This is a genomic window from Methylotenera oryzisoli (assembly GCF_004661485.1).
Taxonomy (GTDB): domain Bacteria; phylum Pseudomonadota; class Gammaproteobacteria; order Burkholderiales; family Methylophilaceae; genus Methylotenera; species Methylotenera oryzisoli.
The window spans coordinates 65,852-82,079 of the sequence record NZ_PQVH01000006.1; the positions used below are offsets into that span (position 1 = coordinate 65,852).

The window sequence follows — 16,228 nt, forward strand, 5'->3', positions numbered from 1 at the left end:
AAGATTGCCAGTTACAACTAATCAAAAAAACATTGCCCTGCTTCATGCAGATGATGTTTTTTGAAAGTACTATTTTTTCAACTGCGGCTTGCAATTAACGTAAGCTATTTTTTCACCGTCATTGAGCGTGGTGGCGTCACCATTAACGACTAATGCAATCAAACCACTCGCATAACGGCGACTATCATCGCTTGATTTCGGTAAATTCACTTCATGATCAGGGTAGATTAGCCAAGCATCGCTACCATTATTCAACATACGCACGTAAAAGTGTTTATCGCCATCACAGACGTACTCGGTTGCATCTTTCGGATTACGTGATAGCTCGCTGCTATTAGTGCCAAAAGGGTTGCTCAAGCCAATAGAGCTGCAGGCCGGGATTAAGACCGCCAACAAAAATGCTAGAACGAACTGTTGTAATTTAATAATCATATTTAAAACCTAAATTATGCTGACAAATCACTTAAATGAACTTAAGCAATCCGTAATATACAACAAATTATCGATATCCCGCGCGACTTAATCTATCCAGCACCGCCATCCATATGGGTAGACTGGGCGGCAACTCCACCAACAAGCGGTCAACTTTCATCGCATCCAAGCTATGCAACGTGCTGTACAACAACTCCGCAACCTTGTCTGGCGAGTCTGGCAATGTGACATGGGGGCAGTTTGGCACATCTCCGTTGCCAATCAGCATAGCGGCACAAGACAAGCCCGCCTGTTGCAGCGACTCGCACTCTTGCGTCAGCGCTGTTCTGTCTTTAAACAACAATAAGGGAGTGCGCGGTGAGTAATGTAAAGCATGCTGGCCTGGTGCTTTAGGCAGTGGCTGCTGCACTGCAGCATCAGCGCTTACCCCTGTTGGTGCTTGCTGGTGGGCAGCACGCGTTGCGACAGCGGCAATTGCTTGCTCACTGATCATGCCAGGGCGCAACAGTTGCCATTGCCCATCTGCGCTGACGCTGACGATGGTTGACTCTATCCCCACATGGCAGGCACCACCATCTAATACTGGAATATCCTCACCCAAACCAGCCTCAACATGGGCAGATGTCGTTGGGCTAAGCTGCGTAAATAAATTAGCAGAAGGTGCGGCGACACTTAAACCGCCTTTAGTCAGCAACGCCAAGGCAACCGGATGGTTAGGCACACGTAGCGCTACTGTGGGTTCATCACCACGCACGACGCGCGAGACATGTGGCTGTGCGGGTAACACCAAAGTCAGCGGACCTGGCCAGAATGCTGTTGCGAGTGCGATTGCCACTTCAGGAAAAGTAGTCACCCACTCTTGCACTTGGCTTATGTCACCAATATGCACAATCAAAGGGTGGTCTGCCGGGCGCTGTTTAATCGCGAAGATTTTCCTCAGCGCGCTATCATTAGTCGCATCTGCGGCCAAGCCATAGACTGTTTCGGTTGGAATCGCAACGACACCTCCGTTTTTGAGCTCGGCAATTGCCTGTTCTAAACTAACACGCATAATATTTAACGATAACTAAAATGTGCATTTTACTACTTTACGCGCATCAGCACCTAAATTAGAACATTTCAGCTTTATGGCCTGATGGGATAAAATGGATTTTTTAAAAGGAAGACTCATGACCCAAATCACCGTTGAAAAGAACCCAAGCCAACAACGTTTAGAAGCTTTGAACGTAAGCAAATGGCCAACATGGGAGAAAGAAGTTTCTGTTTTTCCGTGGACGTTTCCTGAACAAGAAATTGCATACATTTTAGAAGGTGAATGCGTGATTACACCAACCGGCGGCACACCGGTGACCTTTGGCAAAGGTGATTTGGTCACTTTTCCAGCAGGCATGACCGCAAGTTGGGAAGTTAAAAAACCGCTACACAAACACTACCAGTTAGATGGCTCAAAACTTTGCCAAATCTACCGCCGTATCAAACTTGCGTTAAAACTGTAAGCTTTGCGTTACCCGGCTTTACGGAAAGTAAGATTGATTCTAACTTTCCCTAAAGCTGGGTGTACATTTGCCTTAAGTGGCAGTATGCCGTGATAGCGCAAACGCGCGTCCCCACCCCAGACGACTACATCACCATGATAGAGCGGAAAACTCAAAGCTTTATCTGCACGCTTAAAACCACCAAACTGAAACATTGCTGGCACACCTAAAGACACCGAAACAATAGGTTGCGTGAAATCTCGCTCGTTTTTATCTTGATGCAGCCCCATCCGCGCACCGGTTTGATAACGATTTATTAAACAGGCATCAGGGGTAAAGTCAGCATAGCCTGCAGTGAATGCAGCCGCTCGTGACAAGGTTAGGAAACTAGCTGGCATAGCTGGCCACGACGCCTGTGTGAGCGGATCTAGCTGAGTATAACGGTAGCCTTGACGGTCTGTCACCCAACCTAATTCACCACAATTTGTCATGGCAACCGACATAGCAAACCCGCTCGGGGTAACCATATGACGAAATGGTGCCTGTGTAACAATGGTTGCTAAATCTGCAAGTAAGATTGCCTCATTTTTAAGCGCAAACTCCTTAAGCAAGCTAACGCCAGCAAGTGCGGTTTCAATGGGCGTTATGTTGCCAAATAAATCCAAGCTCAATCACTCCATCCATCTGTGTCTGGTTTGTTTAATCACAGTACTGGTCAATATTGAATACAGGTGCCTATAATCACAGCATGAACGCTCCTTACCAGCAGGCAGAAGACTTTTTGCGCACGATAGACAGCGACTGGTCACAATTGATTGACCACGTTGGCGCATGCAAGTTTACAACAAAAAGCGAACGCGACCCTTACGAGGCATTAGTGCGCGCCGTGGCGTATCAACAACTCAGCACCAAGGCTGGTGACGCCATTTTAAAAAAGCTGGTTAATCATTACGGGCAGTTCCCGCAGCCACCACAGTTACTCGCGACTACATTTGATGAACTGCGTGCAGTGGGCTTTTCAGGCAGAAAGATAGAGACGCTGCAAGGCATCGCAAACGCAGCTTTAAGCGGGTTAGTCCCCACACAGACGACTGCGGACAGTATGAGCAATGAAACCTTAATTCAACAGATCACCACCATTAAAGGCATAGGCCAATGGACGGTAGAAATGATGCTGATGTTCACTTTAGCGCGCATGGACATTTTGCCCGCGGATGACTTTGCTATTTTAGAAGGCTACAAACGGCTTAAAAAACTGGAAACTGCGCCTAAACGCAAACAAATGGCAGAAATTGGCCAGGCTTGGAGCCCTTATCGCACAGTCGCCAGCTGGTATTTATGGCGCGTGCCCAAATAAGCTATTTTAATGGCTGACCCATACGATGGTGATACCCTGCTCTCGTGCGATTTGTTCAAACAAAGGGATGGCATCTTGCAAATGCTTTAAATAAGAGAATGCGGTTTCTTGATGAAAGCCCAGTACTAGCACCTGCTTGTTATGTGCAATCAGTGTTTTAAAAATTTCCACCAGTTGCTGTGTATTGGTGTAATCAGCCAAACTGCCATTATTGGGGTACTCCATCACCGAGACGGTTAACTGATACGGCTCATCCAACACTGATGCATCAGGATGCAAGGCTTTGACCATTTGTACTAAACCGCTATTTTCTGCCCACTTAGTGGTCAGTAAGTTAGCATCGGTACGTGAGCTATCGAACACAAATTGATTCGCCTCCAACGCGCTCGCTAATTTAGGCCCAAGTTGCCAGCCGCCAGCCCGAAAGTAACGAGGGCGTGCAAAACCCTGCTTCACTAATAAATTGGCACTGCAGGCTATTAACTTTGTTAAATCCTGCGCTGAGTAGGCATATTCTAAACTTACTGCATATCCACAATCACCCGCCTCGCACACATTGCTTTGTGCTGCAAATGTAGGGGCACTTTGATAGGGCACCTCACACGCATCCAGCAGCGATTTCCAGCCATGAACATGCAAACCCATGCTATCTGACGGTAAAAAAGTAGCGCGAATTTTCTCGGCTGCTAATGTAGCATCGCTATCTGGACGCAACAAATAGACTGGGTTTAACAACTGCATCATGGGGATATGTGGATATTGCTTACGAAAAGCCTGCATCACCTCGATATTTTCATCATCGAGCGACCATCCTTCCCAATCGACGGTAACGAAGATTTTAATTGTGGGCTTGGCGTCGTCCTCAGCGTAGCAATGTAAGCTGGCGAAGAGGCAGACAGCAGCCAGACATAGACTCAGCAGCTTGAGGTGCAAATTAAAATGAGCCATGAAACGCATCAAATGATTATCACGCTTTGCAACAAAATGCGATGTTGAATGGTAATGTGCCATCACGATGAATACTCTCGTTTTGGTGGTTAGTGCGCCTAATCTATATCGGTAGAATCACACTAGGTCAATGATGACTCATCGGCAAGTTCAGATAAATCTTTCAGCTTGCTTACTACCTTATTCACTGCACTAACCTGTACATTCTATCCGTTTAGCTATTCGCTTTAAATGTTTTTATCAACGCTCATATGCCAATTCACCGCTACTGCCGATTAAGCAATGGCTATTTGCACTTATAATGTCGCCCATGGAATTATTTAAATATCATCAATTTGCTTTCGCCAAACTTCTGGCATTTCGTATTCAACTGGTACTGGCTTACCAAATATTAGCGGTAGTGGTCGGCTGGCATATTTATCAGATTACACACAACCCATTGTCTTTAGGATTAATAGGTTTGGCCGAAGTGATTCCTTACTTTGCCTCTGCGTTATTTGCTGGCCATGCAGTAGATCACTATTATTCACGCCGGTTATTTGCCGGCTTAGCAGCAGTGCTGCTCACTATTAATGCATTCACGCTCGCCTTGGTGGCACTAGGCTGGCTAGATGGCAACATCACCTACTGGATTTATGGCTCTATTGCCTTTACCGGCGTGGCACGTGCATTTATTGCACCCAGCTACAATACTTTATTCGCCGTCATCTTGCCGCGTGAGCAATATGCACGCGCCGCGGGTATCGGCACCTCTACGTTTCAGATAGGCTTAGTATTAGGCCCGGCTATTGGTGGCATGCTGGTCGGGTTTGGCAGTAAAGCCCTCGCCTACAGTGTTGCCACTGCGCTATGCCTAGGTGCAGCCACCTCGATTGCTTTACTTAAGTTAAAGGAACCGGAAAAAGCGGAAAGCATCCCAGTTTTTACCAGCATTGCACAAGGCCTACGTTTTGTATTTAGTAACCAAATCGTATTAGGTGCATTATCCCTCGATATGTTTGCTGTGTTATTTGGCGGTGCGGTTGCCATGCTACCCGCGTTTATTCATGACATTTACCAAATGGGGCCAGAAAGCCTAGGCATTTTACGTGCAGCACCCGCACTGGGCGCCATTGCCACTGGGCTTTGGCTCACGCGGCACCCGATTAACCTAAACGCCGGGCGCTGGTTACTTGGTACGGTTGCAGGGTTTGGCTTATGCATTATTGGTTTTGGCCTCAGCACTAGCTTCTGGATGGCGGCCGTATTATTGCTGCTGTCAGGCGTGTTTGACGGTGTTTCCGTCATCATGCGTCAAACTATTATGCAGCTAGCCACACCGGATGCCATGCGCGGGCGGGTCTCTGCGATCAATGGTATCTTTATCGGCTCTTCTAATGAGTTGGGCGCATTTGAATCAGGGGTGACGGCACGGCTGATGGGCTTGGTACCATCTGTGGTCTTTGGTGGCTTCATGACATTAAGCGTGGTTGGAATCACCGCAAAACTGGCACCGAAGCTACGTAAATTAGAGCTACACCAACTACACTGAGCCAAGCCAGCAACGTGCGTGACCTAGACCAGTTATTTGCCGCCCTAGCGCAATCCACGTTCAGAACCAGCTTTGAATTACGCGCTAAAGATTTAGCCTATTTGCGGCAAAAAGGCTTATCTACTGTGTTGGACCATGCTGAAGACTTTATAGGCAAACGTCTGGCACCCGCTAGCATCGACAACGATGGCAAGCAAACGCCAATGCGGGGCCATCCCGTGTTCGTAGCACAGCATGCTACCGCTTGCTGCTGCCGTGGCTGCTTACAAAAGTGGCACCACATTCCACTGGGGCGTGCGCTCACATTGGCAGAGCAAGCCTATATTGTTGTTGTACTGGAGCGCTGGCTGCAGGACAGGGTTTAACCAGGACTGCCATCGACTCTGGGCTTGTATAGGATGGGCGCATATATCCATACAAAAATTGCAAATGCGATTATCCAGCATAGCGCAGAGGCAACAATCCAATGCGGGTAAAACTGCATCGCAAACATTGGTGCAAACACACGCAACAGCAAACTTAACATTACGGCAATAAAAGTTGGCACTAACCAGACCGATGAAGCGCGGATATCACGCCCAGTATGCCCAAGCGCTACACGTGCCATCATGGCTAGACTCATTAGGCCTATGCCACCAATCGTGAACAGGTGCAGCACCAAAATTAACGGGATAGCGCACAAAGCATGTAGTCCATACAGCAAAAATCCTACATTAATCATCCACGCCGATAAGTAGAGGCTCCACAACAATGGCACACGCCAGATGCCCCACACATGCCAACGAGATAAGCGGTAACCATTCATCATGAACAAACCGATCGCTAAGTAAGGCGTTAACTCAGCATGCTGATAAAAAATCTCATTAATAAACAATGCAAGAAACGCCACTAAAATACTGGTATCCAGCCATTGATGATGTTTAATTTTGAAAGGCTGTGATACGCCACGCTCTATGAAAAATGGAATAACGCGGCGCCCTATCATTAAAATCAAACCGATTAGCAACAACACCGCGCCGTTAATAGCGTACAGCATGCCATCTTGCAGGATTTGGTAGTAACCCAGATAAAACACGATATTGCCTACCCACAGCATAGCGACCTTCACAATCACCGCAAGTTGCGGCCACTGCTTTGCACGAAAAATAGGAATGCTAATGGCGATAATTAACATCAGCCCGAATAGCAAATCGGCAATGGTGGCCCACAGCATTAAGCTGGTACCAAATAAAAACAGCAGCCGCGCACTAACCCACAATGCAAATAAGCCCATCAAGGGCTTACCATGCGGGGTGGAAACCCCGGTCCAATTACGCACAGCGGTGAGCAAAAAGCCAGCAACCACCGCTAGGCCATAGCCATACAGCATTTCGTGCGCATGCCACTGCGCGTTGGTAATCGATTGAATCTGCACAAAGCCGTGCCCGCTATATACCAGCACCCACCAAACAATGGATACGATGGCAAAAATACCTGCGCCTAGAAAGAATGGGCGGAAGCCAAGGTTGAATAATGCACAGCCTTTAACTGGGCTAGCCTTACGCATCTGAATTTGCACAACTGCCATAGTCATCATGCCTTTAATTGAACAAGTGGCATTCATCTTAGCGCAAGCTGCATCAGATAAAATTGATTTAGGACAGGTTATTTGCACGCGCCCAAAATAATTTTCATGATTACATTTTTTGATGTTCAAACAAAAACTGCATGAAATCAGCAAATGACTTAGGCTTAGAAATGAGATAGCCCTGACCATAGTCACATTCAAAACTACTTAACATGCGTGCTTGCGCTTCAGTCTCTATCCCCTCAGCCACCACCGTCATCCCTAGCTTATGCGCCATGCTGGTAATGGCTTCACACAAAATTGCATCTTGATTATTTGCCTGCAGGTTATGTGTAAAGGAACGATCGATTTTTACATACTCAATATCAAACTTGTTTAAATAAGCCAGTGCAGAATAACCTGTACCGAAATCATCGATAGAAAACTGAATACCAAAATCACGTAAAGCGGAAATAGTATTGACGACAGACAGGCTAGGTTGGAGTAATAGGCCCTCCGTGATTTCAATACAAATATGACGCCCTGCCACGCCTGCATTTACTATGGCTGTTTTCCAGGCTAGCAAGCGCTCTGGCCGGATAAACTGTTTAGGGGACACGTTCACACTGACTTGGAAATCTGGCGAATATTGCGCATGAATATGCTTGATATCATGAAGCACTTGGTGAAATACCCATGCCCCAATTTCTTCGATGAGGCCAGTTTCTTCGGCAAGTGCAATAAACTCTGAGGGATTAATCAGCCCATTGGCAGGGTGATTCCATCGAATTAACGCCTCTGCCTTTAAAATCTCTTGTGTATCTAAGTTGATGATTGGCTGGTAATAAAGTTCGAATTGCTGCTGCGCAATTGCCTCTCGCAAGTCATTCATGAGCGCCAATCTTGTCGTCGTATCAAGCTGCATGGAAGCTTGAAAGAACTGAAAGCGGTTACGGCCTAGCTTTTTGGCTTCATACATGGCTTGATCGGCGTAACTAAACAACGCTTCTGGATCAGAAGTATCATTCGGATAGATGGTAAGCCCTATGCTCGCCGAGATATAAAAAAGCTCATTATCAATCTGGAACGGCTGCTGCAAGACTGCCAATATTTTCTTTGAAGTTTTTTCCAACGCCTCTTCGTTATCAAAATCGGACATGACCACCATAAATTCATCACCGCCAAATCGCGCGGTAGTGTCATAAGCCCTTACACAACGTGTGATTCTATTGGCGGCTTCTTTAATCAGCTTATCCCCGATGGAGTGACCAGCGGTATCGTTCACATGCTTGAAGTTATCTAAATCTATAAACAGTATGCCCACAGGTGACAAGGACTCATCCGCTTTATCCATTGCCTGTCTTAACCGACTGTCCAACAAGTGGCGATTGGGCAGATCGGTTAAATAATCATAATTTGCCTGATGCCAAATCGTTTTCTGAGCCGCGATATTTTGTCGCCTGATGGTCTGCTTTAATTTAAAGATTCTCATCAGGCCAGCGATTAAGAATAGGCTCGCAATAATGGCCGCAGGCGCTAACCAGCGTTGATATTGGCTGTCTGAGATTTGCCAATTTTCGAGTATTTCCTGATTATTCTTGCCTATGGCCTGCAGGCCTTTATTCAGTATAGAAGCCAGTTCTGGCAGATCATCCCTGACCGCCATTGATACATCGGAGCTAAAAGGGGTCATCGCCACTTTTTCTACAAATTTCAAACGATGCACCACAATATGATAATCAATAATGATCTCGTTACCGATATAAGCATCGACCCGCTGCAACCTTAGCTCTTCTATCGCCTCGTCAGCAATGTCCACATACAACAATTTAATTTGTGGGTAATTTGCCGCAATCTCTTTCGCTACCGGCCCATTCTTAAATACGGCAACGCGCTTATGATTGAGATCAGCCATCGAGGTGATTTCAAGGTGATCATTTGATTTTTTATTAACGTAGATTGCAAACGGGAAAGTTAAAAACGGATAAGGTTGCCGCTTGAACTGTGGATATTTGACATTGGTACTCACTACGCCTGAGATCACATCAACAGCAGAAGTGTTCATATTCTCTGAGTAATCTGAGAGCACAAAGCGAATGTTGAAAATACTGCTGAGTGCTTGCAGGTAATCCACACTAATCCCACGGTGCTGGTTACTCTCTAGCTTAAACTCTATGGGCATCCAACCATGCTTAACTGCAACACGCACCTCAGGATGCGTCTTTAGCCAGGCAACTTCATTTGGCGTTAACTGGATTTCACCATACTTGTGGTGCACTTTCACGCTGTTTTCGCTTTTAATTGCTACGGGAATAAGCAAAATGCTGAGCCCAACCAGAAACAACAGCGCTCTCAGCTGCGCGACACTGAAACGACTTTGCTTGATAGAGCGAAGATCAATGAATAGTTTTTTAATCATTTCGAGGCGCTACTTTTCTCAGCGGATCCAGCAGCTGCGACAAGCCATTATGGTCTATTTCCTGCATTAACTGTAGCAAGCGGCCTAAGTCCCCCGCAGGAAAGCCCTCTCGTGCAAACCAGTTTAAATAATTGCCAGGCAAATCGGCAATCAGCCTCCCCTTATATTTTCCATAAGGCATGGCTAATGTGACTAATCGCTGTAGATCTTCTGGGTTCATCATTGCAGGACGACTTTATCACACTTTGGCAATTCATTATCTGTGCAATAGCGCCGCCCTTGCTACTAAACACCTTCAGTCTATCGACACCCTATTTGCGCCTGTGCATATTGGCACTCGGTAAGCCGATATGAAAACCTTGCACATAGTTAATGCCCATGTCCTTGAGGTCTTCTAAATCCAACTGCAGCAGCGAAAAGTCATGCTTGTGGCACAAACCCTTCTTACGCCCTACATCCACAACCTCAAAACAGCCACTAGTTAATTGTCTTGCAGCTTGCTACCATTTAACAACTGATTCAACTCGTCCACCGGCAAAGGCTTGCTGAACAGGAAACCTTGGAAATAATCACAACGCCGCTCTCGCAAGAAATCAGCCTGCTGTGCATTCTCAACACCCTCGGCAACGCTGGTAAAGTTCATGGCTTGCGCCAAACCGAGTACCGCGCTGGCAATGGCACTATCGTCATTATTGTGTGGCAGATTAAGTACAAACGACTGACAAATTTTAAGTGTATCCACAGGGAAGTCTTTTAAGTAAGCCAGCGATGAAGCGCCACTGCCAAAATCGTCAATTGCGAGCGATACGCCCAAGGCTTTAAGCTGCGTAAGTTTATTGACATCGCCAGTCGCGCTATCCATAAACATACTTTCGGTTAACTCCAGCTCCAATAGCTCTGGCGGTAAACCACTTTCAGCCAGAATCTCCGCAACATCAGCCACTAGACCCGGGTGTTTAAACTGACGGACTGAAAGGTTAACCGCCACCCGTACCGGCGTGCCGGCGTCATACCATGCGCGCCCCTGCTGGCATGAGGTTTTTAACACCCATTTGCCGACAGGAACAATCAGGCCGCTTTCCTCCAGCAGCGAAATAAACTCGCCCGGCGCCACCAAGCCACGCTCTGGGTGCTGCCAGCGTAACAGGGTTTCTACTGCGGTGACACGGCCGCCCTCTACCGCGATTTGCGGCTGATAATACAAAATGAACTCATTGCGGTCCAAGGCATGGCGCAGGTGATTCTCCATCACTAAGCGCTCGTAAGCCACCTCATCCATCTCCGAAGAATAGAACTGGTAGTTATTACGGCCACGCTCTTTAGCGTGATACATCGCTACATCGGCTTTTTCTAGCAATACGTCTCTGTCATCTTGGCCGGGGCGATAAAAGGTAATGCCGATACTTGCCCCAACAAAAACCTCATGATCGTCCACCATAAATGGCAAACGGAGCGCATCGATGATTTTTTCTGCCACTACTGCAGCATCGCGCTCCTCCCTTACGTTCACCAACACAACAGCAAACTCATCACCGCCCATCCTTGCTACGGTGTCAGACTCGCGGATACAAAGACTGATACGAGCGCCGACCTGCTGCAACAGTTTATCGCCTACGCCATGCCCTAGTGTGTCGTTGATATTCTTAAAGCGATCCAGATCAATAAACATGACCGCAATCGTATCGCTGGTACGATTCGCATACGTTTGTGCCTGTTGCAGGCTTTCATTAAACAGTAGCCGATTCGGCAAACCTGTCAGCGTGTCGTAGTGGGCAAGAAAATGTAGCTGCTGCTGGGTGCGCTTGCTCTCGCTGATATCGCGTACGATGCACAACACCTGCTCTTCACTTGCTCGGATAAAGCGGGACTCGTAATTAGTTACCCCTTGCGGTAGTGCCATCTGATATTCAAAAGAGGCAATACCACGGCCAGCCACGGCCTTTTCCAGGCAGAGCATGGCCTGATCAGCAACCCCCTCGGGCAAAGCCTCATGGATGGTTTTGCCCAGAAAGTGCTCAGGTTCGATGTGTGTTTGAAAGTCTTTAGCCGGTTTGTACTCCAAAAAGCGCCCTTCTAAATCCAGAAACAGCAGCAGATCAGGCACAGCCTCGTACAAAGCGCGCACTTTGGCCTCGCTCTGGCGCAACTCAAGCTCGGCGCGCTTGCGCTCGATAGCGTAACGCATTACACGGAGCAGCCAGCGCCCATCCACGCTACCTTTCACCAGATAATCTTGGGCACCCGCCTGTGCCAATTCTGTCGCCAGTACTTCATCATCATGTCCGGTCATCACTACTATCGGCACGTTGGACACCACGTCGTGCAGGCGCCAGAAAGTACTGCTGCCTTGCGAGTCTGGTAGGGACAAATCCAGCAAAATGATATCAAACTGCATTAAACATGCATGTGATATCGCCTTACCTAAAGTATCGGCATGCGTGAGCGTGCATGCTGTCAGCACGTCATGCAGCATAATCTCTAAGAGCCGCGCGTCGCCTTGGTTATCTTCTACCAGCAATATTTTCATACTATGCCGCCGCCACTGGGCCAAGATGCTGGCCACGCTCTAACAATGCGGTCGCGGCATCGGAAGGCAGTGGATGGCAATACAGATAGCCCTGCGCATCATCGTAAGCAAGATTACGCAAGGTATCGAGCTGCGCTGTGGTTTCTACACCGCCAGCCAGACCTTTCATGCGGAACACATGCGCGACTTGTATCACGGCACGTGCCATATCGGCGCCATCTGTGCTGGCAGATGCGGCTTGAGTAAGCCGACGATCCAGTTTAATCGCGTGGAAAGGAAACTTGCGTAGGTAATAGAATGAAGCGCGGCCATTGCCAAAGTTATCCAGTGCCAAGCGCACACCTAACTGATTAAGTTTAGTGACTTGCTTGAACGCGCACTCCTCGTCTTCCCATAACGCATGCTCGGAAATATCAAGCTCTAAGCAGTGCGGAGGCAAGCCGGTCTCAGCCAGTACCGCAGAAACCTGCTCAGCAAAATCGTCTTGCAGTAACTGACGTGGTGATAAATTAACTGACAATACCAAAGGCACATCAGCAGTCTCTCGCCATGCCTGGCCTTGTGTGCATACGCAGCGCAATACCCACAAACCAACTTCTAGGACAAGTGGCGAGCTTTCCAACACATTCATGAACGCTGCTGGCAATAACAGGCCGCGTGTTGGGTGCTGCCAACGCAGCAATGACTCCATGCCATTGATATGGCCTGTTTTCACATCCACCTGCGGCTGATAGTTAATGACAAACTCGCCTTGTGTGACAGCGGTTGCTAGCTCACTGAGTAACACACGATCTTCAGTGGCTCTATCATTCATATTCGCCGAAAAGAAACGGTAAGTATTTTGCATACCAATCTCAGCTTTAGCCTGATACATCGCAACATCGGCATTCCGCACTAGCGACTCCAGGTTATCTGCATCTGTAGGGTAAATACCGATACCGATACTAACGCCCACATCTAATGCGCGTCCATCAATTAGGAAGGGGTGTCCAACCGACTCAATAATTTTGCTGGTAGCAGCAACAGCATCCTCTTCGTCATAAATGTCGCTCAATATCATGGTAAATTCATCACCACCGATTCTGGCCACACAATCCGTTTCGCGCATACACTCACGCAGGCGCTGTGCGACGCCTTGCAACAACAGATCACCCACATAGTGACCCAAGGTGTCGTTAATTGCCTTAAATCCATTCAAATCCAACAGCAGCAGCGCCAGCTTGGTTTCATGCCGACGAGCTAGTGCGATGGAGTTTTTCAGCGTATCGTAAAAATGTTTGCGGTTGGATAGGCCAGTCAAACTATCATGATGAGCAAGATGATTTAAACGCTCTTCTGTACGTTTACGCTCAATCGCATAACGCAAAGAGCGCGTTAACTGGTGTGCATCCACATAGCCTTTTACCAGAAAGTCCTGAGCGCCTTGCTGTACCGACCTCACTGCCAGACTCTCGTCAGCAGTACTGCTCAGCACAACAATCGGGATGCCTGGCGCGTTTGCATGTATTTTCAGGAGCGTATTCAGGCCACTACCATCTGGCAGCTCTAAATCAAGTAATATCGCAGTAATATCCTGACTATCCAAAATAGCCAACGCAGTTTCTTGCCTGTCTGCTGTGACTAAAACGAACCGTTCGCTTTGGTCCGCGGCCAATAGCTCTCGCACCAGACGAATATCACCTGGATTATCTTCAACCAATAAAATGGTCAGTGACGTGCTATTCATACACCCCCCATAATACAGCTAGTCTCTAACGTCCGATGGCAACTTAACAATGGTCAGCCAGAAACTTTCAATTGCTTGAATCACTTTGATAAACTGATCTAAATCTACCGGTTTGCTCACGTAGCAATTGGCATGCAAATCGTAAGTACGCAGGATATCTTTCTCTGCTTCAGAAGAAGTCACAATCACTACTGGGATACGTTTAAGCGCAGGGTCTGATTAATTTCAGCGAGTACCTCACGCCCGTCTTTTTTAGGAAGGTTCAGGTCCAGCAACACCACATCAGGGGTGGGCGCATCTGCGTATTGGCCTTCTTTACGCAAGAACGCCAGCGCTTCCACGCCATCTTTAACCACATTCAGGTTGTTACTTATCTTACTTTCACGCAATGCTTCCTGCGTTAATCTAACGTCGCCGGGGTTGTCCTCAGCTAATAAAAACTCAACCTGCCTACTCACTTCATTCTCCATGATGTTTCCTTTCCCCATGATGTATGGGTAAGGTAAAATAAAAAACTGCACCCTTGCCGACTTCGGACTCTATCCAAATCCTACCGCCATGTCGTTCAACGATTTTCTTGCAAACAGAGAGGCCTATACCCGTGCCCGGGTACTCATGCTTACCATGCAAGCGCTGAAAGATAATAAAAATGCGCTCAAAGAAATCTGGGGCGATACCGATGCCGTTATCGCGTACGGAAAATAACCACTCACCCTCTTTTTTCTCTGCGCCTACATGAATAATGGGGGAAGTATCCCCGCGAAACTTGATACCGTTACCTATCAGGTTCTGGAACAACTGCGTAAGCTGTGAAACATCCGCGTCCAGCCTAGGCATAGGGTCACGCGTCACTACCGCGCCAGACTCTTCAATAGCCAGGCGCAAGTTTGACACTGCACGCTCTAATGCAACGGAGGTCTCGCATGTTTCCATTTGCTTACCATGTGTACCAATGCGCGACATGGTAAGTAAATCAATAATAAGTGCCTGCATGCGGGTAGCACCATCTACCGCATAGCCGATAAACTCGTTCGCATCCTGATCCAGCTTATCTTTATAGCGCCTTGCCAATAGCTGCGTATAGCTGGCCACCATACGTAAAGGCTCCTGCAAATCGTGTGAGGCAACGTAGGCAAACTGCTCCAGCTCACGATTAGAGTTGGCTAACTCTTCTGTACGCTGCGCCAGCGCCTCTTGGGTCTGTTTAAATGCGGTAATATCCGAGAACTCAGCAATCACCTGCGTCACTTTGCCGGCCGCGTCTTTAACGGCATTCATATTCATCCAGGCCAAATAATCATCACCCTGCTTATTTTTTAACCAAATTTCCCCTTGCCACTGGCCGCCACCTATCACTGTGTTCCAAAGGTCTTGGTATAAGGTCGGCTCCAGCTCTGCCAGCAAGTTTTGCATCGGTGTGCCAATCAGCGCGTCGGAAGCATAGCCCGTAATCTTAGCCACCGATTTATTGACATGAAGCATACGGCCTTTCACATCAGCAATAATCACGGCCTCTAAATTACTTTCAAACACTTGCGCTAGTAAGCGCAGCATTTCATGGTCAGCATGGAAATAAGCAGAAAGGGAAAGCTCAGAATCAAACATGGCAATTTTAGTAATCGCCTTTGAATATGCGAGAAAACGTTCAGCATCATTGCCCACCAAACGCATTACTTCCGGTAGGACCAAAGATAAATATTTGTTATATGCGCCTAAATACCAGCGTGGCTCCAACCCTATTTGCTGATAGCTAACGCCGACCTGCAAGCGGCTTTTGATATAGTCAGGGCCGTAATCTCCGGCAAAAACCTTCTTAAAGTATTCTTGTTGTTTTTGTTTAAGCTGTGACAATTGCTCAGGATTACTAAGGTTCGCAGCCATTTCTGGGTGGCTGTCCAGATGTTGGGATAAGCTGTCAGCAAAGGCACTCTCAAGTGGCGCTAGCAAAGGCCCCAGCTCCTTAAGCAACAGAGAGTCTTGCTCGCTGAACTCAAGCACATCCTTACGCGACTGAACCTCATCGGCGCTCGGGGTCATGCTGTCGATTAAAGCATCAACGGTAGGCTGGTGCAATAACATATTGTCTCCCACAAAAGTACTAATCTCGTTCCTGAATCCCTAAGGAGGGCTGGAGGTAGCATGGGAGTAATATGTAGAGATACGGGGAATCCGCACATCTGGTACTCCCGCTATCTTAGAACTTACGCCCCTTAGACCGGTGATTTTGCGCCCTCGCTTTTCAGCTGAGTTTGCCTTTTTCAAATGCA

General features: G+C 47.6%; 16 protein-coding genes and 1 riboswitch. Of the genes, 4 read left to right on the forward strand and 12 right to left on the reverse strand.

The genetic code is table 11. The annotated features are described in order from the left end of the window. Nucleotides 1-69 precede the first annotated feature (69 nt). Nucleotides 70-432 (reverse strand): hypothetical protein, encoded by a 363-nt coding sequence (locus C3Y98_RS03785; RefSeq protein WP_135276785.1) that lies wholly within the window; start codon nt 430-432, stop codon nt 70-72. A 67-nt stretch (nt 433-499) separates the two neighbouring features. Then, the gene (locus C3Y98_RS03790) at nt 500-1,483 is read right to left on the reverse strand and encodes an L-threonylcarbamoyladenylate synthase (protein ID WP_135276786.1); all 984 of its coding nucleotides are present in this window, start codon (nt 1,481-1,483) and stop codon (nt 500-502) included. Nucleotides 1,484-1,601: 118 nt separating this feature from the next. On the opposite strand from C3Y98_RS03790, the gene C3Y98_RS03795 reads away from it, so the two are divergent. Next, complete coding sequence (locus C3Y98_RS03795) at nt 1,602-1,928, forward strand: cupin domain-containing protein (RefSeq protein ID WP_135276787.1); 327 nt, start codon at nt 1,602-1,604, stop codon at nt 1,926-1,928. Nucleotides 1,929-1,936: 8 nt separating this feature from the next. Here C3Y98_RS03795 and alkB read toward each other — a convergent pair whose 3' ends face one another. Beyond that, nucleotides 1,937-2,572, reverse strand: coding sequence for a DNA oxidative demethylase AlkB (alkB, locus tag C3Y98_RS03800; RefSeq protein WP_209308741.1), 636 nt, complete (start codon nt 2,570-2,572; stop codon nt 1,937-1,939). Nucleotides 2,573-2,655: 83 nt separating this feature from the next. Between alkB and C3Y98_RS03805 the strand changes: the two genes are divergently transcribed. After that, on the forward strand, nt 2,656-3,264 hold the full coding sequence (locus C3Y98_RS03805; RefSeq protein ID WP_135276789.1) for a DNA-3-methyladenine glycosylase family protein: 609 nt from the start codon (nt 2,656-2,658) through the stop codon (nt 3,262-3,264). 6 nt (nt 3,265-3,270) lie between these two features. On the opposite strand, the gene C3Y98_RS03810 is transcribed toward C3Y98_RS03805, so the two are convergent. Next, nucleotides 3,271-4,212 carry a P-loop NTPase family protein gene (locus tag C3Y98_RS03810; RefSeq protein WP_245234310.1) on the reverse strand — a complete coding sequence of 314 codons (942 nt, stop codon included), beginning with the start codon at nt 4,210-4,212 and terminating at the stop codon, nt 3,271-3,273. A 310-nt stretch (nt 4,213-4,522) separates the two neighbouring features. Between C3Y98_RS03810 and C3Y98_RS03815 the strand changes: the two genes are divergently transcribed. Both C3Y98_RS03815 and C3Y98_RS03820 read left to right on the forward strand, forming a co-directional pair. Further along, nucleotides 4,523-5,743: an MFS transporter gene (locus C3Y98_RS03815; RefSeq protein ID WP_245234311.1), complete on the forward strand. Its 1,221-nt coding sequence runs from the start codon at nt 4,523-4,525 to the stop codon at nt 5,741-5,743. Between the two features lie 14 nt (nt 5,744-5,757). After that, nucleotides 5,758-6,108, forward strand: a complete 351-nt coding sequence (locus C3Y98_RS03820) for a DUF4186 domain-containing protein (protein ID WP_135276791.1) — start codon at nt 5,758-5,760, stop codon at nt 6,106-6,108. Here the strand turns inward: C3Y98_RS03820 and C3Y98_RS03825 are convergent. The 8 genes from C3Y98_RS03825 to C3Y98_RS03855 form a co-directional block, all read right to left on the reverse strand. Continuing rightward, a complete protein-coding gene (locus C3Y98_RS03825) occupies nt 6,105-7,310 on the reverse strand; it encodes an NnrS family protein (protein WP_135276792.1) in 1,206 nt (401 codons plus the stop codon). The two genes, C3Y98_RS03820 and C3Y98_RS03825, sit on opposite strands and share 4 nt — an antisense overlap. A gap of 109 nt (nt 7,311-7,419) precedes the next feature. After that, nucleotides 7,420-9,708 (reverse strand): EAL domain-containing protein, encoded by a 2,289-nt coding sequence (locus C3Y98_RS03830; protein ID WP_135276793.1) that lies wholly within the window; start codon nt 9,706-9,708, stop codon nt 7,420-7,422. Continuing rightward, the gene (locus tag C3Y98_RS03835; protein WP_135276904.1) at nt 9,701-9,928 is read right to left on the reverse strand and encodes a DUF3820 family protein; all 228 of its coding nucleotides are present in this window, start codon (nt 9,926-9,928) and stop codon (nt 9,701-9,703) included. The genes C3Y98_RS03830 and C3Y98_RS03835 overlap by 8 nt, the downstream gene beginning before the upstream one ends. Nucleotides 9,929-10,189: 261 nt before the next feature. After that, on the reverse strand, nt 10,190-12,235 hold the full coding sequence (locus tag C3Y98_RS03840; RefSeq protein WP_135276794.1) for a putative bifunctional diguanylate cyclase/phosphodiesterase: 2,046 nt from the start codon (nt 12,233-12,235) through the stop codon (nt 10,190-10,192). Nucleotide 12,236: 1 nt separating this feature from the next. Next, nucleotides 12,237-13,961, reverse strand: coding sequence for a putative bifunctional diguanylate cyclase/phosphodiesterase (locus tag C3Y98_RS03845; protein WP_135276795.1), 1,725 nt, complete (start codon nt 13,959-13,961; stop codon nt 12,237-12,239). 18 nt (nt 13,962-13,979) lie between these two features. Further along, nucleotides 13,980-14,144 (reverse strand): response regulator, encoded by a 165-nt coding sequence (locus C3Y98_RS12820; protein ID WP_245234312.1) that lies wholly within the window; start codon nt 14,142-14,144, stop codon nt 13,980-13,982. Between the two features lie 5 nt (nt 14,145-14,149). Continuing rightward, nucleotides 14,150-14,431 (reverse strand): response regulator, encoded by a 282-nt coding sequence (locus C3Y98_RS12825; RefSeq protein ID WP_245234313.1) that lies wholly within the window; start codon nt 14,429-14,431, stop codon nt 14,150-14,152. Beyond that, complete coding sequence (locus tag C3Y98_RS03855; protein ID WP_135276796.1) at nt 14,421-16,040, reverse strand: protoglobin domain-containing protein; 1,620 nt, start codon at nt 16,038-16,040, stop codon at nt 14,421-14,423. The genes C3Y98_RS12825 and C3Y98_RS03855 overlap by 11 nt, the downstream gene beginning before the upstream one ends. Before the next feature lie 97 nt (nt 16,041-16,137). Next, a riboswitch (cyclic di-GMP riboswitch) is annotated at nt 16,138-16,225 on the reverse strand. Between the last annotated feature and the right edge of the window lie 3 nt (nt 16,226-16,228).